The organism is Streptomyces sp. XY431, from assembly GCF_001279805.1.
In the GTDB taxonomy this organism is placed as follows: domain Bacteria; phylum Actinomycetota; class Actinomycetes; order Streptomycetales; family Streptomycetaceae; genus Kitasatospora; species Kitasatospora purpeofusca.
Genome location: NZ_LGDO01000424.1, coordinates 1 through 23,193, shown reverse-complemented (window position 1 = coordinate 23,193; position 23,193 = coordinate 1). Strand labels below are relative to the sequence as shown.

Annotated in this window: 20 protein-coding genes; 7 read left to right on the top strand and 13 right to left on the bottom strand. The window is 72.8% G+C overall.

Going from position 1 to position 23,193, the window contains the following annotated elements; translation table 11 throughout:
- The first annotated feature begins 1 nt into the window (after nt 1).
- Entirely contained in the window at nt 2–1,177 is a 1,176-nt protein-coding gene (locus tag ADK60_RS27845) for a hydroxymethylglutaryl-CoA synthase (protein ID WP_053649617.1), read from the top strand.
- Nucleotides 1,178–1,404: 227 nt separating this feature from the next.
- Here ADK60_RS27845 and ADK60_RS45110 read toward each other — a convergent pair whose 3' ends face one another.
- The 12 genes from ADK60_RS45110 to ADK60_RS27790 form a co-directional block, all read right to left on the bottom strand.
- The gene (locus tag ADK60_RS45110) at nt 1,405–1,560 is read right to left on the bottom strand and encodes a hypothetical protein (protein ID WP_157855447.1); all 156 of its coding nucleotides are present in this window, start codon (nt 1,558–1,560) and stop codon (nt 1,405–1,407) included.
- A 23-nt stretch (nt 1,561–1,583) separates the two neighbouring features.
- Complete coding sequence (locus ADK60_RS27840) at nt 1,584–2,120, bottom strand: hypothetical protein (protein WP_234326000.1); 537 nt, start codon at nt 2,118–2,120, stop codon at nt 1,584–1,586.
- A 137-nt stretch (nt 2,121–2,257) separates the two neighbouring features.
- Nucleotides 2,258–2,740, bottom strand: coding sequence for a PhzA/PhzB family protein (locus ADK60_RS27835; RefSeq protein WP_045940580.1), 483 nt, complete (start codon nt 2,738–2,740; stop codon nt 2,258–2,260).
- A 55-nt stretch (nt 2,741–2,795) separates the two neighbouring features.
- The gene (phzG, locus tag ADK60_RS27830; RefSeq protein ID WP_079008731.1) at nt 2,796–3,518 is read right to left on the bottom strand and encodes a phenazine biosynthesis FMN-dependent oxidase PhzG; all 723 of its coding nucleotides are present in this window, start codon (nt 3,516–3,518) and stop codon (nt 2,796–2,798) included.
- A complete protein-coding gene (locus ADK60_RS27825) occupies nt 3,511–4,347 on the bottom strand; it encodes a PhzF family phenazine biosynthesis protein (protein ID WP_045940581.1) in 837 nt (278 codons plus the stop codon). The genes phzG and ADK60_RS27825 overlap by 8 nt, the downstream gene beginning before the upstream one ends.
- Before the next feature lie 301 nt (nt 4,348–4,648).
- Entirely contained in the window at nt 4,649–6,613 is a 1,965-nt protein-coding gene (locus ADK60_RS27820; RefSeq protein WP_053649615.1) for an anthranilate synthase family protein, read from the bottom strand.
- Nucleotides 6,610–7,233, bottom strand: coding sequence for an isochorismatase family protein (locus ADK60_RS27815; protein ID WP_045940583.1), 624 nt, complete (start codon nt 7,231–7,233; stop codon nt 6,610–6,612). Before ADK60_RS27815 ends, ADK60_RS27820 begins: the two co-directional genes overlap by 4 nt.
- A 97-nt stretch (nt 7,234–7,330) precedes the next feature.
- A complete protein-coding gene (locus ADK60_RS27810) occupies nt 7,331–8,506 on the bottom strand; it encodes a 3-deoxy-7-phosphoheptulonate synthase (RefSeq protein WP_053649613.1) in 1,176 nt (391 codons plus the stop codon).
- Between the two features lie 36 nt (nt 8,507–8,542).
- Complete coding sequence (locus ADK60_RS27805; protein ID WP_045940585.1) at nt 8,543–9,031, bottom strand: PhzA/PhzB family protein; 489 nt, start codon at nt 9,029–9,031, stop codon at nt 8,543–8,545.
- Nucleotides 9,032–9,363: 332 nt separating this feature from the next.
- A complete protein-coding gene (locus ADK60_RS27800; RefSeq protein ID WP_045940586.1) occupies nt 9,364–10,629 on the bottom strand; it encodes an NAD(P)/FAD-dependent oxidoreductase in 1,266 nt (421 codons plus the stop codon).
- Nucleotides 10,629–10,952 (bottom strand): 2Fe-2S iron-sulfur cluster-binding protein, encoded by a 324-nt coding sequence (locus tag ADK60_RS27795; protein ID WP_030397790.1) that lies wholly within the window; start codon nt 10,950–10,952, stop codon nt 10,629–10,631. Before ADK60_RS27795 ends, ADK60_RS27800 begins: the two co-directional genes overlap by 1 nt.
- 251 nt (nt 10,953–11,203) lie before the next feature.
- Complete coding sequence (locus ADK60_RS27790) at nt 11,204–12,127, bottom strand: LysR family transcriptional regulator (protein ID WP_045940587.1); 924 nt, start codon at nt 12,125–12,127, stop codon at nt 11,204–11,206.
- A 248-nt stretch (nt 12,128–12,375) separates the two neighbouring features.
- On the opposite strand from ADK60_RS27790, the gene ADK60_RS27785 reads away from it, so the two are divergent.
- From ADK60_RS27785 to cydC, 4 genes are all read left to right on the top strand, one after another.
- Nucleotides 12,376–13,671 carry a cytochrome ubiquinol oxidase subunit I gene (locus ADK60_RS27785; protein ID WP_053649611.1) on the top strand — a complete coding sequence of 432 codons (1,296 nt, stop codon included), beginning with the start codon at nt 12,376–12,378 and terminating at the stop codon, nt 13,669–13,671.
- Between the two features lie 60 nt (nt 13,672–13,731).
- A complete protein-coding gene (locus tag ADK60_RS27780) occupies nt 13,732–14,808 on the top strand; it encodes a cytochrome d ubiquinol oxidase subunit II (RefSeq protein WP_053649609.1) in 1,077 nt (358 codons plus the stop codon).
- An 82-nt stretch (nt 14,809–14,890) separates the two neighbouring features.
- Nucleotides 14,891–16,693 carry a thiol reductant ABC exporter subunit CydD gene (cydD, locus tag ADK60_RS27775; protein WP_053649607.1) on the top strand — a complete coding sequence of 601 codons (1,803 nt, stop codon included), beginning with the start codon at nt 14,891–14,893 and terminating at the stop codon, nt 16,691–16,693.
- A 74-nt stretch (nt 16,694–16,767) separates the two neighbouring features.
- Nucleotides 16,768–18,477: a thiol reductant ABC exporter subunit CydC gene (cydC, locus tag ADK60_RS27770; RefSeq protein ID WP_053649605.1), complete on the top strand. Its 1,710-nt coding sequence runs from the start codon at nt 16,768–16,770 to the stop codon at nt 18,475–18,477.
- Between the two features lie 101 nt (nt 18,478–18,578).
- Here cydC and ADK60_RS27765 read toward each other — a convergent pair whose 3' ends face one another.
- Complete coding sequence (locus tag ADK60_RS27765) at nt 18,579–19,238, bottom strand: DUF4097 family beta strand repeat-containing protein (protein WP_045940598.1); 660 nt, start codon at nt 19,236–19,238, stop codon at nt 18,579–18,581.
- 234 nt (nt 19,239–19,472) lie between these two features.
- Here ADK60_RS27765 and ADK60_RS27760 point away from each other — a divergent pair, with 234 nt between their 5' ends.
- Nucleotides 19,473–20,237, top strand: a complete 765-nt coding sequence (locus ADK60_RS27760; protein ID WP_045940599.1) for a MarR family transcriptional regulator — start codon at nt 19,473–19,475, stop codon at nt 20,235–20,237.
- 82 nt (nt 20,238–20,319) lie between these two features.
- On the top strand, nt 20,320–23,193 hold a 2,874-nt coding region (locus ADK60_RS27755; protein ID WP_159400614.1), incomplete at its 3' end, for an SdrD B-like domain-containing protein.

Genomic DNA, 23,193 nt, shown 5'->3' with positions numbered 1-23,193 from the left:
GATGTCCAACGGGGCCACTGTCGGAATTCACGATCTGTCGTTCGCGACCACCGAGTTCGTGCTGCCGCACACCGCGCTCGCGGAGTACAACGGCACCCCGATCGGCAAGTACCACACGGGCATCGGCCAGCGGTCGATGAGCGTGCCGGCCGCCGACGAGGACATCGTCACCCTGGGCGCCGCGGCCGCCGCGCCGATCGTCGCCCGGCACGGCACGGACGGGATCCGGACCCTGGTGTTCGCCACCGAGTCCTCGATCGACCAGGCGAAGGCCGCGGGCGTGTACGTCCACTCGCTGCTCGGCCTGCCGTCGGCGACCCGGGTGGTCGAGCTCAAGCAGGCCTGCTACGGGGCCACCGCCGCCCTGCAGTTCGCCCTCGGCCTGATCCACCGCGACCCGTCCCAGAAGGTCCTGGTGGTGGCGAGCGACGTCTCCAAGTACGAGCTGGACAGCCCCGGCGAGGCGACCCAGGGCGCGGCCGCCGTGGCGATGCTGGTGACCGCGGACCCGGCGCTGGTGCGGATCGAGGACCCCTCGGGCCTGTTCACCGCGGACGTGATGGACTTCTGGCGGCCGAACTACCGCGACGCGGCACTGGTCGACGGACAGGAGTCCATCGGCGCCTACCTCCAGGCGGTGCAGGGCACCTGGAAGGACTACTCCGAGCAGGGCGGCCGGCCGCTGGAGGACTTCGGCGCCTTCTGCTACCACCAGCCGTTCACCAAGATGGCCTACAAGGCGCACCGGCACCTGCTGAACTCCGCCGGGCACGACACCGACGAGGCCGCCGTCGAGCGGGCCCTCGGGCGCACCACCGGGTACAACGCGGTGATCGGCAACAGCTACACCGCGTCGGTGTACCTGGGCCTGGCCGCGCTGCTCGACGGCGCAGAGGACCTCGACGGGCAGGCGGTGGGCTTCCTCAGCTACGGCTCGGGCAGCGTCGCGGAGTTCTTCGCCGGGACGGTGGTGCCCGGCTACCGGGAGCACCTGCGGACGGAGGCGCACCGGGCGGCGATCGAGCGGCGGCAGCCGATCGGCTACGACCGCTACCGCGAGCTGCACGAGTGGGGCTTCCCGACCGACGGCGGCGACCACCCGACCCCGGCCGGGACCACCGGGCCGTTCCGGCTGGCGGGCATCGGCGGGCACAAGCGGATCTACGAGAAGCGCTGACGGCGAGGGGTTGTCCGACAATTCGCGTCGCATGAGCGCGAATTGTCGGACAACCCCTGAGGGCCGGGGGCTCTCCTTCGCGGAGAGCCCCCGGCCCCTCGTGCGGCGCCCCGGCCGCCGTGCGCGGCCGGTCCCGGAGCTCCCGCGGATCCGTTGACGGGCGGTGTTCCCGCCCGCCCGGCAATGGATCCGCGGGGTTGTCGCGCCGGGTCGGCACCGGCGGCCGGTCAGGACCGGCGGCGCAGGGCGATCTCGGTGAGTTCCTGGATGTCGAACTCCGAGCGGCCCGGTGTGCCGTAGCGGGTGATCTTGCCGCGGCTGACCCACTTGCGGATGGTCGCCTCCGAGACGCCCGCGGCGAGCGCGGCCACGTTCGTCGGCACGAGCCGGTGCCTGGGCGGCCGGCTCAGACGGCCGCCGTTCGCGGTTGGTCCAAGAGGTGCCGTAGCGTGAGCCATTCGCGTATCCCCCATGAATGTCCGGACGAGCAGCCGACGCTGGTCCGTCCCCCGTTGTGGTGCTGCGGTGAGGCGTCGATCGTCCCGGGGCAGCCGTCCACCACGCAGGCCCGGGTGGGCACCGCGCGGTCGCCGGCCTCGGGGTCGATCGCGTTGAGCAGTTCGAGCCGCAGGTCCTCGATCTCGTCGGCGAAGTCGGCGGCCGGCGGCTGTGCGGTGAGCCAGTCCAGGTGGCGCCCGAGGAACCGGGTCAGGTGCGGCACCGAGCGGATCACCGCGGTGGTGCCGAGCCGTTCGGCGGCGAAGCGCGACCAGGACTCCAGGATCGCCACGATGTTGTTGCGGGCGTCGATCGCGGACAGGTTCAGCCGGTCCCGGCGACGGCTCCCGGAGACCCGGGTCGGGTTCCGCCGCCGGGGCTCGGTCTGGATGTGGTGCAGGCACTCCTGGTGCAGCTCCGGGAGGGCCCGCAGGGTGTGTTCCAACTGCCTGATGCACGGGCCGCAGAGGACGGACCCCGCGGCTGCGGGGACCTCCCGTCCGTGGTTCCTGGGACACGAGTGGAACTCCATCGAATCTCCTTCGTGCGCGCGTCCGGCACCCGGACTCCCTGCCCGACGGGTCAGTCGGTGGGAATCCAGTCCCGCCTGATGTGCGGGGTCTCGATGCCGAGCGACTTCATGTGCTCGATCGGGTTGGTGTACTCGCGGCTGGCGGCGATGAGGCCGTCCCGGAGCGTGAATCCGTGGATGAAGTGGTTGCGGTAGTGGCCCTCGGGATAGCCGGGGAAGCGGATGGTGCCCTCGCCGTCGCACTCGACCATGACCTGGCCCGGGTCCTGGGTCTCGTACACGCGGACGTCGAACCACCGCCAGTCGGGCAGGACTTCGAGCGAGAGCTCGTTGTGCCGCTTGAGCTTCTCCCGGCCGGTGACGACGATCGGCCGGCCGATGTCGGTGTAGAAGAGCGCGGCGGTGCCGTCCTCGGTGTAGAGGGTGTAGCGGCGCAGCCGGGCCTCCGGGCCGGTCTCCAGGTACTGCTCGACGGCCCGGCGGTTGCGGGCGCGCAGGTCGTGGTGGTCGGTGAAGATCTGTGGCGAGGTCATGACATCTCCTCGGGAGATAGGGCCGGTCGGGGTGCGCGGCGGGCCGCGCGGGGGGTCAGGGCTGGAGCCGGCTGATCCCCCAGCCGTCGGCGGTGCGGTCGTAGCGCAGCCGCTCGTGCAGCCGGTCGGTGCCGTCGGCCCAGAACTCCAGTGCGTCGGGGACGAGTTCGAAGGCCACGTAGGAGGCGGGCCGGGGCAGCGGCTGCCGCGGCCGGCCCAGCTCCAGCGCCTTCGCCCGCAGTTCCTCGAAGTGCTCGAGGTCCTCCACCGGCCGGCTCTGCCGGGACACCGTGGTCATCGGGTGGGTGAACACCGCCCTGGCCGCCCACAGCTCCTCCGCCGTGGCGTCGGGCAGCTGCCGCACCGGGCCGGCCAGCACGATCTGCTGGCTGGTCTCGCGCCAGTACAGGACGCCGGACGCCCACGGGTTCTCCACCAGCTCCCGGCCCTTCTGGCTGTCGGCGTGGGTGGCGAAGACGATCCCGGTCTCGGTGATCCGGTTGATCACCAGGATCCGGGACGAACTGCGGCCCCGGGCGTCGGCGGTGGCCAGCGCGAGCGCGCGGGGCTCCCGCACCCCGTGCTCGGCCGCGGCCGCCAGCCAGGAGTTCAGCAGGCCCATCGGCTCGGCCGGCGGGGTGCGGAACTCCGGGAAGTCGAGCGCGACGGTCCCGGTCAGCGACTCGGACCGCTTCCGGTCGGGCTGGTCGGCCCGGACCGGCCGGTCGGACTGGACGGACTGGACGGACTGGTGGGACTGGACGGACTGGTCAGACATGCAGCACTCCTTCGATGGTGACGACACCGTGGCCCGAGACCTCGACGCTGTCGACGCGGTCGCCCTCGCCGTGCACCAGCGCGCCCATCGGCGAGGGGCGGCCGATCTCGACGCCCTGGGTGATCTCGATCCGGCGCCCGTAGACGCCCAGGCCGTGCCGGGCCAGGTGGATGGCGATGGGCCCGGCGGCGGAGCCGGTCGCGGCGTCCTCCACGACCCCGTACGCGGGCGAGAACATGCGGTTGCGCCAGGTGGTCCCGGAGCCGGCGATGCAGTTGGTCGCCATGTCCGGGAACCGGGCCAGCGCTCGGTGGTCCGGGTCCACCTTGGACAGCGCCTCGACGCTCTCGAAGCCGACCAGGACGTGCCGCGGGCCGTTGCGGTAGATCTCCACCGGCAGCGTCGAGGAACTCACCCCGAGCGCCCACAGCAGTTCCTCGGCCCGCTCGAACGGCTCCCAGACCGGCACCGGCTGGCGCATGCTGGTGGCGACGGTCCGGCCGTCCACCCGCTCCAGGTCGAACGGGATGACGCCCATCGCGGTCTCGATCCGCAGCGTGTCGGCCTCGGTGTGTTCACCCAGCGCGATCGCCGTGCCGAGCAACGGGTGCCCCGCGAAGGGGAGTTCGTTCACCGGGGTGAAGATCCGCACATGGTGGTCCCCGCCCTGCTTGGGGGTGAGGACGAAGGTGCTCTCGGAGAGGTTCATCTCCCGGGCGATGCGCTGCATCTGCTCGCCGGACAGGTCGTCGGCCCCGAAGAAGACCGCCACCGGATTGCCGGTGAGGGGCCGGCGCGCGAACGCGTCGACGACGACGTACTTGTGCATGGGTCCTCCCGCTCTCGTCTTTTCTCGTCATGGGGAATGCGGGCCGCGGCTCGGCGGCGGGGGTGTGCCGCACCTCGGCGCCGGGCGCGCGGGTGCGCCCCGGCCGGAGCACGCGGACGCGCCTCGTTCGGACGGCGCGGGTGTGCCTCGTTCGGACAGCGAGGTGCGCCGGGCCGCGCGCCGGATCGCGACGCGGCCACGGGCAGGGGGGGGGGAGCCGGACCGGCACTCACGGGGGAGAGCGCCGGCCCGGCGGTCCTGGGGCGGCCCGGCCGCCCGGCGGTGCCGGGCGGCGGGCGGCTCAGGCGGGGTCGGGGACCCGCGCCGGACCGAGCAGTCCGGACAGGGCGGTGGCCACGATCCGCGGCCCCTCCCTGGTGAGGACGGACTCGGGGTGGAACTGGAGCGAGGCGAAGCCGGGACCGCGCAGCGCGTGGACCTCTCCGCTCTCCGGGTCCCGGCTCACCAGGACCCGGCCCACGCCCTCGGCGGCGAACTCCTCCGCCTCGGCGACCAGGGCGAAGGTGTTGTAGAACCCGACCCGCTCGGCGCCGCCGAACAGGTCGACCGCCTTCTGCACACCCTGGTTGGGCACGGCGCGGCGGCGGATCGGCAGACCGAGCCGCAGCCCGAGCAGCTGGTGGCTGAGGCACACCGCGAGGAACGGCCGGCGTTCGGCGAGCAGGGTGTCGAGCGCGGCCCGCAGGTGGCGCATCTTGGGATGCGCGGCCTCCTGCGGATCGCCCGGCCCCGGCCCCATCACGACCAGGTCGTGGCCCTCGAAGGCGTACTCCTCGTCGAACCGGCGGACCGTGACCCGCAGGCCCAGGGAGCGCAGCTGCTGGTCGATCATCGAGGTGAAGGTGTCCTCCGCGTCGATCACCAGCACGCTGCGCCCGGCGAGTTCGGGCCGGGAGGAGACCCGGGACGCGGTGTCGGCGAGCCAGAAGTCGGCGACGGACTCGTTGCGCGACTCCAGGGCCCTGAGCACGCTCGGGTGGCCGGCGAAACGCTGCTGCTCCCCGCCGTCGAGCGCGGCGACCAGCCCGGCCGCCTTGGCCCGGGTCTCCGCCGCCTCCGAGGCCGGGTCGGAGTGCCGCACGATGGTGGAGCCCACCGCGATGCCGATCCGCCCCTGCTCGGAGATGTCCGCGGTGCGGATCAGGATCGCGGTGTCCATGACCCGCTCCCCCGCCGCGTCCCGGCCGATCAGCGCGGCCACTCCGCTGTAGTAGCCACGCCCGCCCGGCTCGTACCGGTGGATGATCCGGCAGGCGCTCTCCACCGGGCTGCCCGTCACGGTGGGCGCGAACATCGTCTCGCGCAGGATGTCCCGCACGTCGCGATCGGTCCGGCCCTCGATCAGGTACTCGGTGTGCGCGAGCCGGGCCATCTCCTTGAGGTAGGGACCCACCGCCCGGCCGCCGTCCGGACAGATCCGGGCCATCATCTTGAGTTCCTCGTCGAGCACCATGTAGAGCTCGTCGGTCTCCTTGCGGTCCGCCAGGAACTCCAGCACGCCGGCGAGGGTCGGCCCGGACGGCGGGTAGCGGTAGGTGCCGCTGATCGGGTTCATCACCGCGGTGCCGTCGCGGAGGCTGACGTGCCGCTCCGGCGAGGCGCCGACCAGGGTCCGCTCCCCGGTGTGCACCAGGAAGGTCCAGTAGGCGCCGCTCTCCCGCTCCAGCAGCCGGCGGAACAGCGCCGGCGCGCTCAGCGGCCCGAAGTCGGTGATGTCGGCGACGAAGGTGCGCTTGATGACGAAGTTCGCGCCCTCGCCGGTGCCGATCATCTCCTTGACGATCCGGCCCACGACCTCGCCGTAGGCCTCGTCGTCGACGTCGAAGGCACCGCCGGCCAGCGGGGTCGGCACGTCCGGGATCCGGGCCAGCGCCCGCTCCAGCGGCAGCCGCTGCTGGCCGGTGACGGTCATCGCCACCAGCGGGGTCCCGTCGTCGGCGGCCTCGAAGCCGCGCTCGGCGAGCTGCCGGTAGGGGACCACCACGAGCACCTCGTGCCGGTCCCCGACGATCGGCGCCGCGGCGGCGGCCGCCTCCGCACCGGGCAGCGGGATCTCGGCCAGCGTGGCGGGCAGCGTGACCGAGCCGGTCAGCACCTCCACCACCGGACCGGTGTCCCCGGCCGCACCGGGCCGGTGCAGCAGCGCGAAGGCCTCCGGCCGGCCGGCCAGCACCTCGGCGAGCAGGTCGGGACCGCTGTCGGAACCGCTGTCGGGCCCGGGGGTCCCGGGCAGGTCGCGGGTCATCCGAACAGCCCCTTGACGGTGGTGACCCGGGCACACCGCTCGGCGGCGTACTTCAGCGCGGACCGGTGGTACTCGGCGGAGAAGTCCGCCGTGGCGTCGGCGACGAGGAACACCTGGATGTCGTTGGTGAAGGCCTCGATCGCGGTGGCCAGCACGCCCACATGGGCGTAGACGCCGCACAGCACGAGCTGGTCGCGGCGGGTGTCGCGCATCCGCTCCAGCAGGTCGGTCCGGAAGAAGGCGCTGTAGCGCCACTTGGTGAGCAGCCAGTCCTGCGGGGCCGGCGCCAGCGCGTCGACCACCTGGCGGTCCTCCGGGGCGGGGCGCATGCCGGGGCCCCAGAAGTCCTTGAGGAGGCCGCGCTGCTCGTCGGTCATGCCGCCCGGCTGGGCGGTGTAGGCGACCGGGACGCCCAGGCCGGCACAGCGGTCGCGCAACCGCGCCGCGTTGCCGACGAGTTCGTTCCTGGTGCTCTCGGGGATGGACTCTAGGAAGTACCGCTGCATGTCGTGGACGAGGAGGACCGCGCGGTCCGCCTCGGCGGTCCAGGACACGGTGGCCGGCGGCAGCTCGCCCTCGGCCGGTAACGGGTACGACTGGATGGGGGGTATGCCGGTCATGGCTCCGGTTCTTTGCTTGATGCGCGGGCGTGGTGGGGCGCGCAGAGCGGGGCGGAGGATGTGGCGCGAAGGACGTGGCCCGGGGACGGCCGACCGGTCAGACGGTCCAGGCCGACACCACGGCGACGGCCTGGGCCGGGTTGAGCCGGGGGTCGCAGCACGAGGTGTACCGGTCGCCGACGGAGCCGAGGTCGGCCTCGGTCGAGGCGCACTCGGTCACGTCGTCCGGAGTGGTCTCCAGGTGCAGCCCGCCGGCCACGCCGCCCGCGCCGCGCACGGCCTCGACGAACCGCGACACCTCCAGCGCCACCGTCTCCACCAGGCGCGTCTTGTACCCGCCGGGCGCCGTGACGGTGTTGCCGTGCACCGGGTCGCTGAGCCAGACCACGGGGTGGCCCGCACCGCGGACCGCGTCGACGAGCTTCGGCAGCCGGTCCGCCACGTTCTCGGCGCCCATCCGCGCGATGAGCGTGAGCCGGCCCGGATCGCGCCACGGGTCGAGCTTCTCGCACAGCGCGAGCAGCTCGTCGGGCTCCATGCCGGGGCCGACCTTGCACGCCACCGGGTTGGCCACCTGCGACAGCAGTGCGACGTGGGCGCCCTCGACCTGACGGGTGCGCTCGCCGATCCACGGCCAGTGGGTGGAACCGAGGAACAGCCGGCCCTTGTCGTCGACGCGCAGCATCGGCGTCTCGTAGTCGAGCAGCAGTGCCTCGTGGCTGGTCCACACAAGGGGTTCGACCACGTCGCGGCCGGCCGCCCGGTCGCGCCAGCCGAGGTGCTCGACGATGTCACCGGCCGCCATGTAGCCGGTGAGGATGCGCAGCGGATCGGGCCGGCGGATCTCCGGGTCCGGCTCCGGTCCATTCACCATGTGCCCACGGAAAACCGGAAGTTCGACCCCGTCGATGACTTCGGTGGGCTTGGAACGGGGCTTGGCGAACTGCCCCGCGATACGGCCCGCGCGGAGGACCGGCTTTCCGGTCCGCAGACCGAGGGTCCCCGCGAGCAGGTCGAGCAGCGCGGACTTCCGCGCCACATGTTGACGTGTGCATTCCTGCGGATCCTCGGCGCAGTCCCCGGACTGCAGCACGAGCGCCTCTCCGAGCGCGACTTTTCCCAGCAGGGTTCGCAAGGTCGCAAGGTCGTCCGGCTGGACCAGGGCAGGGCGAGAGGCCAGTGCCTCGCCCACCCGATTGACCTGGGGTAGGTCGCTCCATTCGGGTTGCTGCAACGCCCCGCGGATACGAATCTCCCGTATAACGTCTTCCACGACGTACTCCGATCCGGCGGTCTATTTATTGATTTCTCAGGTGGGTATTCCGGTCCGCTTGATCTCGGGGACCGGAATACCCAGGGCACGCAGCTGCTGGAACGGATTCATGAACTCCCGCTGCAGCGTGATCCGCCCGTTCTCCAGTTCGAACGAGTGGATGAAGTGGTTCTCGTACCAGCCCTCGGGATAATCGCCGAAGAGGATCTTCCCGCGGCCGTCGCACTCGACCCAGAAGCGGTTCGGATCCTGGGTCTCGAAGATCTCGACGTTGTACCACTCCCAGTCCGGGAAGCACTTGAGCGACCAGACGGCGTGCTCGCCGAGGCGGTCCCGGCCGTGCGTGGCCACCGGGGAACCGGTGTCGGTGGTCCACAGGCCGCCCACGCCGTCCTCGGTGAAGAGCTCGTGCCGACGCAGCCGGTCCTGGCCGAGGGTCTTCATGTACCGCTCGACGACGGCCCGGTTGAGGCGGCGCAGCTCGGCCTCGTCGGTGAATCCCTGCGGGCTGACGGATTCAGGCACGGTGGTATCCCCTGTTTGTTATTCGGACGAGTGAATGAGCAAGCAAGCGATCTTGTTTGAATCCTGCCTCACCGGCAGATGTTTCCGCAACAGCGGCTTATGAACTAACTGTGAAGGTTCGGACCCGGCGGGCCCGCCCCGGGCATGGCCGAAAACCGTCCGGGGATAAAAAAACGGTTGTTCTTCAGCCGCACTTTTGAAAGCAGTGGGGCCAATGTTTTCGGAATCCTTTGTTCCGTTGCCGGGCGCCCGCGCCGGGGTACGGCGGCGCGGGCGCGATCCGGGCACGGTCCGGGCGGGGTCCGGCGAGTATCGGCCAACCGGACGTCCGGTCAGCCCACGGGCACGGCGGGCTCCTCCCGGCGGCTCGTGAGGTGCCCCCGGAGCGTGAAGCCGGGGGCGGCGGCCTCGACCGGGTTCAGCGACACCCCCCGGTCCAGCAGCTGCCGGGCCGCGAGGTGGTCGGTGGGCCGGTTGACCGACTCCACCGCCTGCAGCTCGCCGCCCCGGAACAGCAGGACCGAGAACGCGTCCGGGTCCTCGCCGACCACCACCTCCGTGTCGTGGCCCTCGTCCAGGCCGGCGATCTGCACGGTCGTCGCGAACTGGTCGCTCCAGAACCACGGCAGCTCGCGGTAGCCCCGGCTCTCGCCGGTCAGCCGCGCGGCCACCAGTTCGGCGTGCCCCACCGCGTTCTGCACGGACTCCAGCCGCAGCCGGTTGCCCGAGCGCACCTGCGGGAACGCCGCGCAGTCGCCGATCGCCGAGATGTGCGGATCACTGGTCAGCAGGTGGGCGTCGACGACGATGCCGCCGCTCACCCGCAGCCCGGCCGCGGCCGCGAGACCGGTGCGCGGGATCACCCCGATCCCCGCCAGCACCAGGTCGGCCGGCAGCCGGGCACCGTCGGCCAGCTCCACCGCCGTGACCGCGCCCCGCTCGTCGCCGTGCAGGGCGGCGACCCCCTGGCCGAAGACCAGCCGGGAGCCCTCCCGCCGGTGCAGCCGGGTGAAGTGCTCGGCCGTGCGGGCCGAGACCACCCTGGCCAGCGGGCGGTCCAGTGCCTCGACCACCGTCACCTCGCACCCCGCGTTGCGGGCCGCCGCGGCGAACTCCAGGCCGATGAACCCGGCCCCGACCACCACCGCGTTCCTGGCCGCCCCGAGCGAGGTGCGCAGCGCGGCGGCGTCCTGCGCGGTGCGCAGGGTGTGCACGCCGCGCAGTCCGGCCCCCGGCACGCCGAGCGTCCGCGGGGTCGCCCCGGTGGCCAGCACCAGGTGGCCGTACTCGTAGACCGAGCCGTCGGCCAGCCGGACCGTGCGGGCGGCCGGGTCGACCGCCGTCACCGACCCCGCGACCAGTTCGATCGACTGCCGCGCGTAGTAGCTCACCGGCCGCAGCCAGAGCTGTGCCTCGTCCGCCTCCCCCTTGAGGTAGGCCTTGGACAGGGGCGGTTTTTCGTAGGGGAGTTCGTCCTCGGCGTCGATGAGGACCAGCCGTCCGCGGTAGCCGTGCTCACGCAGCGAGGCCGCCGTCTGGTAGCCGCCCTGGCCGGCACCGACGACGACGACCGAGTCGGGGTGGGATCCCTCGGCCATCACTTCTGCCGCTCGGGCAGGTGCACGATCAGGCCGTCCAGCGCCTCGGTCACCGTGAGCTGGCAGCTGAGGCGGCTGTTGGGACGGCGCGGGCAGGCGGTGAAGTCCAGCATCTCGTTCTCGTTCGGCTGGATCGGCTCCGGCTTGTCGAGCGTCGACTCGTCGACGTAGACGTGGCAGGTGGCGCACTGCAGATTCCCGCCGCACTGGGCGACGATGCCGTCGATGTCGTTGAAGACGGCCCCGCGCATGACGCTGGTGCCGGCCTGGACGTCGATCGTGCGCTCGGCCGCGTCCACGGCGACATACGTGATCTTGGGCATGACGGAACTCCTCGATGGCGCCCGGGCGCGCGCACATGGGCACGCCGACACAGGGCACCGGTCAAGTGGGTGAATGGAGGGAGGACGGCGCCGCCGGTGGTTGCCGCAGGAAACGTCGATCCTGCCAACCCGCCATCTCATACCGGCCATTCGGACACGCGAAGCCCTCGGCCAGGACACGGCAGCGCTTTTGAGCGTAGCAAAGGAGTCCGGGGCACGCCAGGATCGATCTTCGGCGCGTCCGGCGCGGCTCAGACCGACTCCCGGCCCATCCTCGGATCCGGCCGACGGTGCGTCATGAGCGGCCTGCTGACCGTGAATTCACGGAACCGGCGGGCCGCCTCGGACTGGTAGGCGTCCCGGTTCCAGACCAGGGTGAGCACCCGGTAGCAGTTCGGCGCGGCCACGTGCACCCAGGCCACCGGGACGTGCGAGTCGGTGCCCGCCAGCCGGGACATCGCCGGGATCAGGCCGATGCCCAGCCCGGTGCTGATCATGTCCTGGCTGGCCCCCGGCTCGTCGCCCTCGCAGGACAGCCTCGGGGTGAGCCCCTCGGTGGCGAACAGCCGCTCCAGCAGGGCCCGTTGCCAGTTGCCCCGGCGGGTGGTGACGAACGGCTCGTCGGCGATCTCGGCGATCGTCACGCTCTCCCGGCCGTCCAGCCAGTGCCCGCGCGGGACGGCCAGCAGCACCTCCTCCCGCAGCAGCTCGACCGAGTCCAGGTTGGCGGCGGTCAGCGGCTGCGAGGCGACGCAGAAGTCCACCTCGCCGGCCCGCAGTTGCCGGTCCATCTCCTCGACGTTCGACTGGAAGAGCCGCACCTCGGCCCCGGGGAAGGCGGCCCGGAAGCTGCCCATCAGATGGGCGACGGTCAGCAGGGTCTCGGAGGCGACGCCGACCCGGCCGAGCCCGGTCTCCCGGGCCTCGCGCAGCGCCCGGCGCCCGTCGTCGAGCTCGCTCAGCGCCCGGTCGACGTGCCGCAGGAACACCACGCCGTACTGGTTGAGCCGGATCCGCCGGCCCTGCCGGTCGAAGAGCGGCGAGCCCAGCTCGGCCTCCAGCCGGGCGATGGTGCGGCTGAGCGAGGGCTGGGCGACGTTCAGCTCCTCGGCGGCGCGGCTGATGTGCTCGAAACGGGCGACGGCCTGGAAGTGACGGAGTTGCAGCAAATCCACGGTTCACCTCTGCTCATGTCCGACGGGTTATCCATACATAGCAAAACCGGTCTTGGAAGACATAAGCAATCCTCGCCTAACGTCAGCGGCGGGGTTCGTCGCGCAGGTGGCGGGCAGCGATGCCCGCCACCTGCACACGCGAGCGAGGAACCCTCCCCTTCCCAGCGTCCGCTCCCCGCGTCCGCTTCCCCGACACCCTCATCCGTCCGCCGACCCGGAGGCCAACCGCCCCCCAGGAAGGTCGCATCATGAGCGCTGCGGATCTGGCCCGACTCCAGTTCGCGGCCACCACCAGCGTGCACTGGCTGTTCGTCATCCTCACCATGGGGCTGGTCCCCATCGTGGCGATCATGCACACCCGGGCCGCGTACACCCGCGACCTCGCCAAACGCGCGGTCCGGGAGCGCATGACTCGCTTCTGGGGCCAGCTCTACGTCATCAACTACGCGGTCGGCATCGTGACCGGCCTCGTCATGGAGTTCCAGTTCGGACTCAGCTGGAGCGGACTGAGCAAGTTCGCGGGCAATGTCTTCGGCGCGCCACTGGCCCTGGAGACCCTGATCGCCTTCTTCGCCGAGTCCACCTTCCTCGGCATGTGGATCTTCGGCTGGGGCCGGATGCGGCGCGGCATCCACGTCACGCTGATCTGGCTGGTCGCGCTGACCGCCTACCTCTCGGCGTTCTGGATCCTGGTCGCCAACGGCTTCCTCCAGCACCCGGTGGGCTACGAGGTGCGCGACGGCGTCGCCTACCTGACCGACTTCTGGGCCCTGGTCACCAACGCCAACGCCCAGGTGGCGCTCGCCCACATCGCGCTCGCCGCGCTCACCACCGGCGGCATCTTCGTGGCCGGCATCAGCGCCTGGCACTTCGCCAAGGGCACCAAGGAGACCGAGCTCTTCCGGAGCTCGCTGCGCCTGGGCGTCTGGGTGAGCATGCTCTCCTCCTTCTTCGTCATCATCGTGGGCAACCTCCAGGTCCCGGTCATCGAGAAGACCCAGCCGGTCAAGGCCGCCATTCTGAGCGGCGGCGACCTCGCCGCGGCGCAGGCCCAGGAGGTCGCCGCGCACGGTCCCGGGGACTACCTGCCCTGGACGTCCTGGGTGAAGAACTCGATGGACCTGATGACCATCCTCGGCAACACGGTCTCGACCATCACCTTCATCGCGGTCTTCCTGCTGCTGAAGGACCTGCTGGTGCGCAAGCGCTGGCTCGCCTACCTGATGACCGCGATCATCCCGCTGCCCTTCATCGCCTCCGTCGGCGGCTGGGTGGTGCGCGAGATCGGCCGCCAGCCGTGGCTCGTCTACGGCCAGTTGACCGTCGACGACGCCGTCTCGAACGTGAGCAAGGGCGCCCTGGTCGTGTCCTGCACGGTGTTCATCGCCATCTTCCTCGCCCTCGCGGTGACCAACTGGACGCTGATCACCCGCTTCGCCCGCCGCGGCCCGGACGGCGCCCAGCTCGGCGCCGGCGACCCGCTCCCGGACGATCTGCCCGGTGCGGGCGGCGCCGACGAGAAGCAGCCGGTCCCGGCCTTCTGAGCGGGCCGAGCGCTCCCGCACCGAGATGAACTCCTCTGACGTGACGGAAGGTTGGGCTAAATGAGCCTGGAGACCCTCTGGCTGGCCCTCCTCGGCCTGCTGCTCGCCGGCTACTTCGTACTGGGCGGCTACGACTACGGCGCCCAGATGCTGTCCCCGTTCCTCGGCTCCGCCGACGCGGGGCCCCGGCCGGACGCCGGTACCGGCACCGGAGCAGGTGCCGGACCCGGCACCGGCGCCGGACCGGGCGGGCGGAACGCCGCGCTCGACGCGATCGCGCCGTTCTTCCTCGGCAACGAGGTCTGGCTGGTCGCCTTCGCCGGCGTGATGTTCGGCGCCTTCCCGCACCTGGAGGGCAGCCTGCTGTCCGGCCTCTACCCGCTGATCGTGGCGATCCTGGCCGGCCTGGTGCTCGGCAACGCCGCGATCCAGCTGCGCGGCCGCTCCCGCGGCCCGCGGGCGGTCAAGGTGTGGAACGCCCTGGTGGTCCTCGGCGGCGCGCTGCCCGCCGTGTGCTGGGGCATCGTGGTCGGCCTGCTGCTGCACGGCGTGCCCCGCCGGGCCGACGGCTCCTTCCACGTCGGCGCCGGCGAGGTGTTCGGGCCGTTCGCGCTGACCTGCGGGGTGGCCACCGCCCTGCTGTTCGCCGGGCACGGCGCGGCCTTCGTCGCGCTCCGCTCGGAGCCCGGAACCGCCGCCACCGCCCGGCGCATGGGCGCCACCCTGCTCGCCGCGGCGGGCGGCGCCGGAGCCCTGGCGCTGCTGCTCTCGCTGTTCGGGGCCGGCGCCTCGATGAGCAGGACGGGGACCTCGGTGGTGCTGTTCGTCCTGGTCGTGGCGGCCATCGCGGCCGGGTGGTGGTACCTCGACCGGGGCCGCGACACGCTCGCCTTCACCGCCACCTGCCTGGCGACCGCGCTGCCGGTGCTGCTGATCGGGGCCGGCCAGTACCCCTACCTGCTGTCGGCCTCCTCCGGCGGCGGGATCACCGTCGACGACGCCGTCGCCGACGAGGCCACGCTGAAGGTGCTGATCGGGTTCGGCGTGGTGATCGTCCCGCTGATCCTGCTCTACCAGGGCTGGAGCTGGTGGGCGTTCCGCGGCCGCACCGGCCGGCGCCACCCCAGCTACTTCTGACCGACCGCCGTCGGCCGGCAGCCCACCGCGGCTGCCGGCCGGCGGCGTCCGACCGCCTGGCGGACCACGGAGGGACCACGGGATGAAGCCGGCCGAACGCCGCCTGCGGCGCGAGATCCCGGCGCTCCGGCGCCACTTGACCATGTCCACCGCACTCGCCCTGCTGGGCGCCGGGCTCGTCCTCGGCCAGGCCGAACTGCTGGCCGGCCTGCTCGCCGACGGCTTCGCCGGACGCGGCCGGTGGACCGGCCCGCTGGCCGCGCTCGGCGCCGTCCTCGCCCTGCGCGCCCTGCTGGCCTGGGCCCGGGGCGCCCTCGCCCAGCGCGCCGCCGCCGCGACCAAGCGGGACCTGCGCGACCGCCTCACCGCCCACCTGCGGGACACCCGCCCCCGGCGGCTGGCCGCCGGCCGGCACGGCGAGACCGCCACCCTGCTCACCCGCGGCCTCGACGCCCTGGACCCCTACCTCACGGGCTACCTGCCCACCATGGCCGCCACCGCCGTGGTCCCGCTGGTGGTGGTCGTCCGGCTCGGCCTCGCCGACTGGACCTCCGGGCTGATCGTGGTGATCACCCTTCCGCTGATCCCGGTGTTCGGCGCGCTCGTCGGCCTGCACACCGCCCAGCGCACCGCCCGGCAGTGGCGGCTGCTGGCCCGGCTGGGCGGCCACTTCCTGGACGTCGTCGCCGGGCTGCCCACCCTGCGCGCGTTCGGCCGCGAGCGGCACCAGACCCGGGTGGTGCGGGAGATGGCCGACGCGCACCGGCGCGCCACCATGCGCACCCTGCGGGTCGCCTTCCTCTCCTCCCTCGTCCTGGAGACCGTCGCCACCCTGTCGGTGGCACTGGTCGCCGTCCCGGTCGGCCTGCGGCTGCTGGACGGCGCGCTCGACCTGCGCACCGCCCTGGTCGTGCTCTTCCTCGCGCCGGAGGCCTATCTGCCGCTGCGCGCGGCGGGCGCGGCCTTCCACGACAGCGCCGAGGGCATCGCGGTGGCCGAGCGGGTGTTCACGCTCCTGGACGACGCGGACGGCGCAGGCGCCACGGACGGCGCCGGCGGCAGCGACAGCACGGGCGACACCGACGGCGCAGCCGACGCGGACCCCGCCACCGCACCGACCGCCCGGCTCCTGGTCAAGGCCCCGGCCCAGGCCCCGGCCCCGGTCCCCGAGGCCCGCACCGCGCGGCTGCGCCTCGACGGCGTCACCGTCCACCACCCCGACCGCGCCGAACCCGCCCTCGCCGAGGTCTCGCTCACCGTCCACCCCGGCGAGCACCTGGCCCTGGTCGGCCCGAGCGGCGCCGGCAAGTCCACCCTGCTCGCCCTCCTCCTCGGCTTCGTCACCCCCGGCGCGGGCCGGGTCCTGGTCGACGGCACCGACCTCGCCGCGCTCGACCCCGACGCCTGGCTGGCCCAGGTGGCGTGGGTCCCGCAGCGCCCGCACCTGTTCGCCACCTCCGTCGCCGACAACATCCGCCTCGGCCGCCCGGACGCCACCGACGCCGAGGTCCGGGCCGCCGCCCGGGCCGCCTGTGCCGACGGCTTCATAGCGGCACTGCCGCAGGGGTACGACACCGTCCTCGGCGAGCACGGCGCCGGACTCTCCGCCGGCCAGCGCCAGCGCACCGCCCTGGCCCGCGCCTTCCTCAAGGACGCGCCCGTCCTGCTGCTCGACGAGCCCACCGCCCACCTGGACCCGGAGAGCGAGGCCGCCGTCACCCGGGCCACCGCCGAGCTGATGCGCGGGCGCACCGCGATCGTGGTCGCCCACCGGACCGGCCTGCTGCCGCACGCCGACCGGATCCTCACCGTCCGGGCCGGGACCGTCGGCCCCGCCCCGGCCCGCCCGGCCGCCGCGGACCTCACCGGGCTGGTCCGCTCATGACTCGCCCCTCCCCCTCGGCCACCGTCCCCGCGACCGGCCTCCCCGCGCCCCGACCGCTCGCCCCCGGAGCTCCGATGCCCGACCCCACCGCCCCCGGCTCCCACCCCACCCTCCGACTGCTGCGCCAACTGCTGCCGCACTGGCGCCGGCTGCTGCCCGCCGTGCTCGCCGCCGCCGGCAGCGAACTCAGCGGCGCCGCACTGATGGCCACCGCCGCCTGGCTGATCACCCGCGCCGCCGAACAGCCGCCGATCGCCGCCGTCGCCGTCGCGATCGTCGCCGTCCGCGCCCTCGCCCTCGGCCGGGGCACCCTGCGCTACGCCGACCGGCTGCTCGGGCACGACGGTGTGCTGCGCGCCGTAGCCGACTTCCGCGCCCGGGTGTACGAGGCGCTCGTCCCGCTCGCTCCGGCCGGCACCCCCGCCTTCCGCGGCGGCGACCTGCTGACCCGGCTGGTCGACGACGTCGACGCCGCACAGGACCTGCTGCTGCGGGTGCTGATCCCGGTCACCGCCGCCGTCCTGGTCGCCGCGGCCGCCGCCGGCACCGCACTGGTGCTGCTCCCGACGGCCGGACTGCTGCTCGGCCTGCTGCTGGTTCTCGCCGGGCTCGTGGTGCCCGCCCTGGTGCTCACGCTGTCCCACCGGGACGGCCGCGCCGAGAAGACCGCGCGCGCCGAACTCGCCGCGCTCACCGTCGACCTGACCCGGGGCGCGGCCGACCTCGCCGCGTACGGCGCCCGGGGCCGCGCGCACGCCCGGACCTCGGCGGCCACCGCCCGGATCGCCGCCCTGGAGGAGCGCCGGGCGCTCACCACCTCGCTCGCCTCCGCCGTGGTCCTGCTGCTCCAGGCGGCGGCCACGGTCGGGGTCACCTGGCTCGGCCTGCGCGCGCACGCCGAGGGCCGGCTGCCCGCCGTGTGGCTCACCGTCCTCGCGGTGCTCGCCCTGGTCTCCTTCGACGCCCTGGCCGGCCTGCCCACCGCCGCCCGCCGGCTGGCCGACGTCTGGGCCTCCGCCCGCCGGCTCGCCGACCTGATGGACACCCCGGCCCCGGTCACCGACCCGGCCGACCCGGCCCCGCTCCCCCTCGACGGACCGCTCGGCGTGGAGATCACCGGCCTGCGGGTGCGCCACCGCCCCGACGGCCCGGCCGTCCTGGACGGCGTGAGCCTGCGGCTGCCGCCCGGCCGCCGGGTCGCGCTGGTCGGCGCCAGCGGCTCCGGCAAGTCCACCCTGATCGCGGCGCTGATGCGCTTCCTCCCGTACGAGGGCGGCAGCATCCGCGTCGGCGGGCGGGAACTGCGGGACTGCGCGGGCGCCGACGTCCGCCGGGCGATCACCGGCATGACCCAGGACGCCCATGTCTTCCACACCACCATCCGGGCCAATCTGCGGCTGGCCCGCCCCGACGCCACCGACGAGGAGCTCCGCGACGCGGCCCGCCGGGCCCGGCTGCTCGACTGGATCGACTCCCTCCCCGAGGGCTGGGAGACCATGCTCGGCGGGGACGGCGCCACCGTCTCCGGCGGTCAGCGCCGCCGGCTGCTGCTCGCCCGCGCCCTGCTCGCGGACCCGCCGGTGCTGGTCCTGGACGAGCCGACCGAGGGACTCGACCCGGACACCGCCGCCGCCGTCCTCGCCGACGTCCTCGACGCGACCCGCGGCCGCACCACGCTGCTGGTCACCCACGACCACGCCGCCCTGGACGCCGTCGACGAGGTGCTGACCCTCGCCGCGGGCCGGCTCGTGCCGGCAGGCGCACCGGCCGCGGCCGTGTCCTGACCCGCCCCGCCCGCCGGGGGGCGGGTGGGGTGCCACCGACGGCACCCGGCTCCCGCACGTCCCCGGGCACCGCGCACCCGGGTCGGCTGCGCTCCGGCCGGTCACAGGCTCCGGGCGGCGATGTCGCCGTAGGAGGTGGTGGCCCGGATGTCGAGGGCCGTGGCGCCGTCGTTGCGCAGGCTGTTGCTGATCCGGCCGTGGCCGGTGCCGGCGTCCAGGGCGGCGGAGACCCCGGCCGCGGCGGCCACCTCGATGTCGCCGGACTCGGTGCGGAGCACCACCGCGCCGCGCAGCGCCTCGGCGATCCGGATGGCGCCCCGGGAGGTGCTGATCTCGGCCGGGCCGTTGAGCCGGCCGACCTCGACGTCGCCGTCGACCGCGGTCAGCCGCACGCTGTCGGCCTCGTCGATCTTGATCCGGCGGTAGGCGCCCTGGACGACGACGTCACCCAGGCGGCCGACGGCCCGGAGCTCGGTGCTCTCGGAGGTCACCTCGATCCGGGAGCCGACGGGCACCTGGAGGGTGACCTCCACGGCGCCGGCGCCGACCAGCCGGCCGCCGGGCACGGTGTTGATCCGCAGGACGCCGTCCTGGAAGCCGACGGCGGTCTGCTCGGCGGTGCGGATGTCGCGGCCGCGGCCGGACTCGGCCGGCCGCACCTCGACGGTGGCGTCGGCACGGTCGGCGGCGATCACCTGGACCCGCCCGGCCGGCAGGTCGACGACGGCGGTGATCGGGGCGGTGGTGGCGAACTTCTCCATGATGCTGCTCTCCTGCGGTGTCTCGCTGCTGTTTTCTGACATCACGAACGCTACGTTGCGTTCGCATATCCATCAATAGCCTTGTTGCGCAAAAGTGGCATCACCGCAGGCCAGAGACCGAATATCGTTGCAACGGATCCACTTTCAACGCAACGTCAGCACCGTAGGTCGTTGCATTGACGGTGCATGAACGCTATGCTGCGCAGGCCGGGGACCACACGAAGGGAGACCGCGGTGCCGGGAGGCAGACTCACCCAGCAGGAACGCCAGCAGATCGCACTCGGGGTGGCCGACGGCCTCGCCTACGCGGAGATCGCCAGGCGCCTCGACCGCCCCACCTCGACGGTCACCCGCGAGGTGATGCGCAACGGCGGCCCCGCCGCCTACCGCGCCGACGTGGCCCACCGCGCCACCGAGCGCCGCGCCCACCGGAGCCGGCAGGCCGCCCCCCGCGGGCCGCAGCCGCCCGAGCCGACCGCCCACGGGCGCGACCCGGAGGCCGTGCGCGCGTACGAGGAGGTGTTCACCACCCTGGTGATGCAACAGGGCCTGCCCAGGATGATGGCCCGGGTCCTGACCTGCGTGTTCACCACCGACGAGGGCAGCGTCACCGCAGCCGAACTGGTCCGGCGCCTCCAGGTGAGCCCGGCGTCCGTCTCCAAGGCGATCGCCTTCCTGGAGGCCCAGGGCCTCGTCCGCCGCGAACGCGACGAGCGCCGCCGCGAGCGCTACGTCGTCGACGGCGACGTCTGGTACCAGTCGATGATCGCCGCCGCCCAGGCCCACGCCCGGTTCGCCGAGACCGCCCGGGAGGGCGTCGGCGTCCTCGGCACCGGCACCCCGGCGGCCGTTCGTCTGGAGAACATCGCGCGCTTCATGGACTTCGTCGGCGAGAGCATCAGCCGCTCCGCCGAACAGGCCCGCGACATCCTCCACACCGGCGCGAACCCGGCCTCGGTCCCGGCTTCGTACCCGACCGATCCGGACGATGGGATTTGACGCTCGTCTGACAAGGTGAAACACCGTCACCTGCCCTCGCGCCGCCCGGCCGTGCGACGAACGGTCGGATCAACTGTCCGGTATGCGTATTCCCTTCCGGACCGGGCGGATCGCCTCGGTTCTCGCCCTCCTAGGAGGAACCCTCCTGGGCAGCGGCCTGATCGCCCCACCGGCGCAGGCCGCGATCTCCTTCACCAAGAGCGTGGACAAGGCGACCGTCTCCCCGGGGGAGAACGTCACCTACACCCTCCGGTACACGTGTTCGATCAATGAATGCACCGGCGGCCAGATCCTCGACACCCTGCCCGCGAACATGCAGTTCGTCGGCTGGACCCCCGACCCCTCCTCGGTCGACCAGGCCGCCTCCACCGTGCCCGCGACGGGCGCGATGGGCGGCACGATGGACATCAAGCTGCAGAACCTCAGCCCCGGCACCACCGCCACCATCACGGTGGTCATGAAGTACCCCAACTTCACCACCCCCAACGGCACCACCTCCACCAACTCGGCCACCATGAGCGCCACCGGTGAGACCTCGCAGAACGCGAGCGCCAACACCAGGGCCGAGGTCCAGCCGCAGTACACGGTGACCAAGGGCATCCAGACCAGCAGCCAGGACGGGCGCACCGTCACCTACCAGTTCAGCCCCTGCGCCACCGACAACGTGCCCAACGTCGACCTGGACACCAGCCGCCTGCTCGACACCCTGCCGCCCGGCGCGGTGGTCGACCCCGGCCGCTCGCCCGGCTGGACCCAGGTCGCCCCCGGCCCCAACACCTGGGGCTACGACATCGGCCCGTTCGTCTCCGGCAACGGCCGCGGCGGCTGCCGCAACCCCGGCGCGCTGGTCGTGTACTACCCGGAGGCCGACTTCCCCAACGGCACCACCTCCACCAACAACGTGGACCTGCTGGGCGACCCGCTCGGCGCCGACCCCGAGACCACGCTGGACTCCTCCTCCGCCACCACCGGCCAGTTCCAGCCCCCGGCCACCGGCGTGGCGGTCACCGCCAGCAAGGTGTGGCGCGACACCGTCACCTCCGGCGACCTCAACAGCTTCAGCCTGTCGGCCACCAACACCTCGGGCCCGGCCACCAGCCTGACCATCACCGACCCGGGCGCCGGCACCACCGAGGGCCTCTACAACTGGATCTTCCCCCAGTCCCTCCAGCTGGAGGCCTGGAACCCCACCAGCATCCAGCTGACCCTCCAGTACCGGCTCAACGGTGACCCGACCTGGCTGACCTTCAGCCCCGGCACCGCGCTCAACGGCGCCACCTCCCGCCGGATCACCTTCGCGGAGGGCGCCGGCGACCCCGCCAACGACATCCTCGGCATCCCCGCCGGCCGCTGGCTCGACGGCCTCCAGTTCGTCTGGAACGGCCCCATCCCCACCGGCTGGAGCCCGGGCAACGCGGTGCAGCTGGTCACCCAGGTCGCCACCCCCGGCCACGACGGGCGCGCCGCCCCCGTCCCGCTGACCAACTGTGTCGACACCTCCGCGACCGACGGCACCAACAACGCCAACGCCAACGCCTGCGCCAGCACCACCATCACCGAGGCGACCAACCTCGGCGCGGCCAAGACCACCGTCGCCGGTGAGCTGTCCGCCCCCGGCGGCAAGGCCACCTTCCAGGTCATCCCCTACAACCGCAGCGCCCGTGACCTGGACCGCCCGCTCGTCCTGCTCGACCTGCTGCCGCCCGGCGTCGTCTACATCGAGGGCTCCGCCCGGCCGGACCCGAACTACCCGGACGCCAAGGCCCCCGAGTCGATCACCGTCACCCCCGGCCCCGACGGCCGCCAGCTGCTGAGGATGCAGTGGCCGGCCGGCGCGCCCGACTCGACCTATCTGCACGACCCGCTGGCCTACCGGATGCTCTTCGACGTCCAGGTCGCCAGCAGCATCCGCTCCGGTGAGCTGACCAACGACGTCTACGTCACCGTCGACCAGCCGACCAACCCGGTCGCCTGCATGTTCTCCGGCTCCGACAGCGGCAGCACCCCGGACGTGCTCGACCTCAACGGGAACGGCAACACCACCGAGCTGCTCTGCCACGCCTCCTCCAAGATCCAGGTGGACGTGCCGAGCGTGCTGCGCTCGTTCAAGGAGGTGAAGGGCGACCTCGACTCCGACTACCTGAGCATCGGCACCGCCACCCCCGGTGGTCGCATCTCCTACCGGATGACCGTCCGCAACGACTCGCCGGACCCGGTCACCAACTTCATCGCCTACGACAGGCTGCCCACCCCCGGCGACAACTACGTCCTCACCCAGGACGCGCAGCGCGGCAGCACCTGGACGCCGTCGCTGAGCGAGCCGATCGTCAGCAGCGACCCGAGCGTGGTGATCGAGTACACCACCGACCCCAACCCCTGTGTCGAGAGCGTGCTCGTCGACCGGACCGGCTGCAACGCGAACGCGGTCTGGAGCACCACCTTCCCCGCCCCGGGGACGGCGACCTGGTTCCGCATCCACCGTGCCGGCGCCATGGCCGCGGGGGAGTCGTTCACCCTGACCTGGCCGATGATCGCCCCGTTCGACGCTCCGGACACCGAGTACGCGTGGAACAGCTTCGCCTACACCGCCACCGACAACGAGGGCCGGCAGCTGCTGCCCGCCGAGCCGGCCAAGGTCGGCGTCGCGGTGAAGCGGGTCACCGAGCCGAACAACGCGATCGGTGACTTCGTCTGGGTCGACAAGGACGGCTCCGGCGTCCAGAAGCCGGGCGACACCGGCGTCGCGGGCGTCAAGGTCAACCTGCTGGACGCGAACGGCCAGCCGGTGCGCAACAAGGACGGCCAGCCGGTCACGACCACCACCGACGCCAACGGCCTCTACCTGTTCGACAACCTGCCCGACGGCACCTACCAGGTGCAGTTCGACCTGACCACGCTCCCGCAGGGCGCCAAGGTCACCAGCCGGGCCTCCGGCACCGACCCCACCAAGGACTCC

Coding starts and splice junctions, on each gene's coding strand:
- cydD (WP_053649607.1), top strand. CDS start 14,891: ATGAAGCCGGCCGAACGCCGCCTGCGGCGCGAGATCCCGGCGCTCCGG.
- ADK60_RS27800 (WP_045940586.1), bottom strand. CDS start 10,629: ATGGCCGAGGGATCCCACCCCGACTCGGTCGTCGTCGTCGGTGCCGGC.
- ADK60_RS27785 (WP_053649611.1), top strand. CDS start 12,376: ATGAGCGCTGCGGATCTGGCCCGACTCCAGTTCGCGGCCACCACCAGC.
- ADK60_RS27815 (WP_045940583.1), bottom strand. CDS start 7,233: ATGACCGGCATACCCCCCATCCAGTCGTACCCGTTACCGGCCGAGGGC.
- ADK60_RS27825 (WP_045940581.1), bottom strand. CDS start 4,347: ATGCACAAGTACGTCGTCGTCGACGCGTTCGCGCGCCGGCCCCTCACC.
- ADK60_RS27795 (WP_030397790.1), bottom strand. CDS start 10,952: ATGCCCAAGATCACGTATGTCGCCGTGGACGCGGCCGAGCGCACGATC.
- ADK60_RS27835 (WP_045940580.1), bottom strand. CDS start 2,740: ATGACCTCGCCACAGATCTTCACCGACCACCACGACCTGCGCGCCCGC.
- ADK60_RS27780 (WP_053649609.1), top strand. CDS start 13,732: ATGAGCCTGGAGACCCTCTGGCTGGCCCTCCTCGGCCTGCTGCTCGCC.
- ADK60_RS27765 (WP_045940598.1), bottom strand. CDS start 19,238: ATGGAGAAGTTCGCCACCACCGCCCCGATCACCGCCGTCGTCGACCTG.
- cydC (WP_053649605.1), top strand. CDS start 16,768: ATGCCCGACCCCACCGCCCCCGGCTCCCACCCCACCCTCCGACTGCTG.
- phzG (WP_079008731.1), bottom strand. CDS start 3,518: ATGTCTGACCAGTCCGTCCAGTCCCACCAGTCCGTCCAGTCCGTCCAG.
- ADK60_RS27820 (WP_053649615.1), bottom strand. CDS start 6,613: ATGACCCGCGACCTGCCCGGGACCCCCGGGCCCGACAGCGGTTCCGAC.
- ADK60_RS27845 (WP_053649617.1), top strand. CDS start 2: ATGTCCAACGGGGCCACTGTCGGAATTCACGATCTGTCGTTCGCGACC.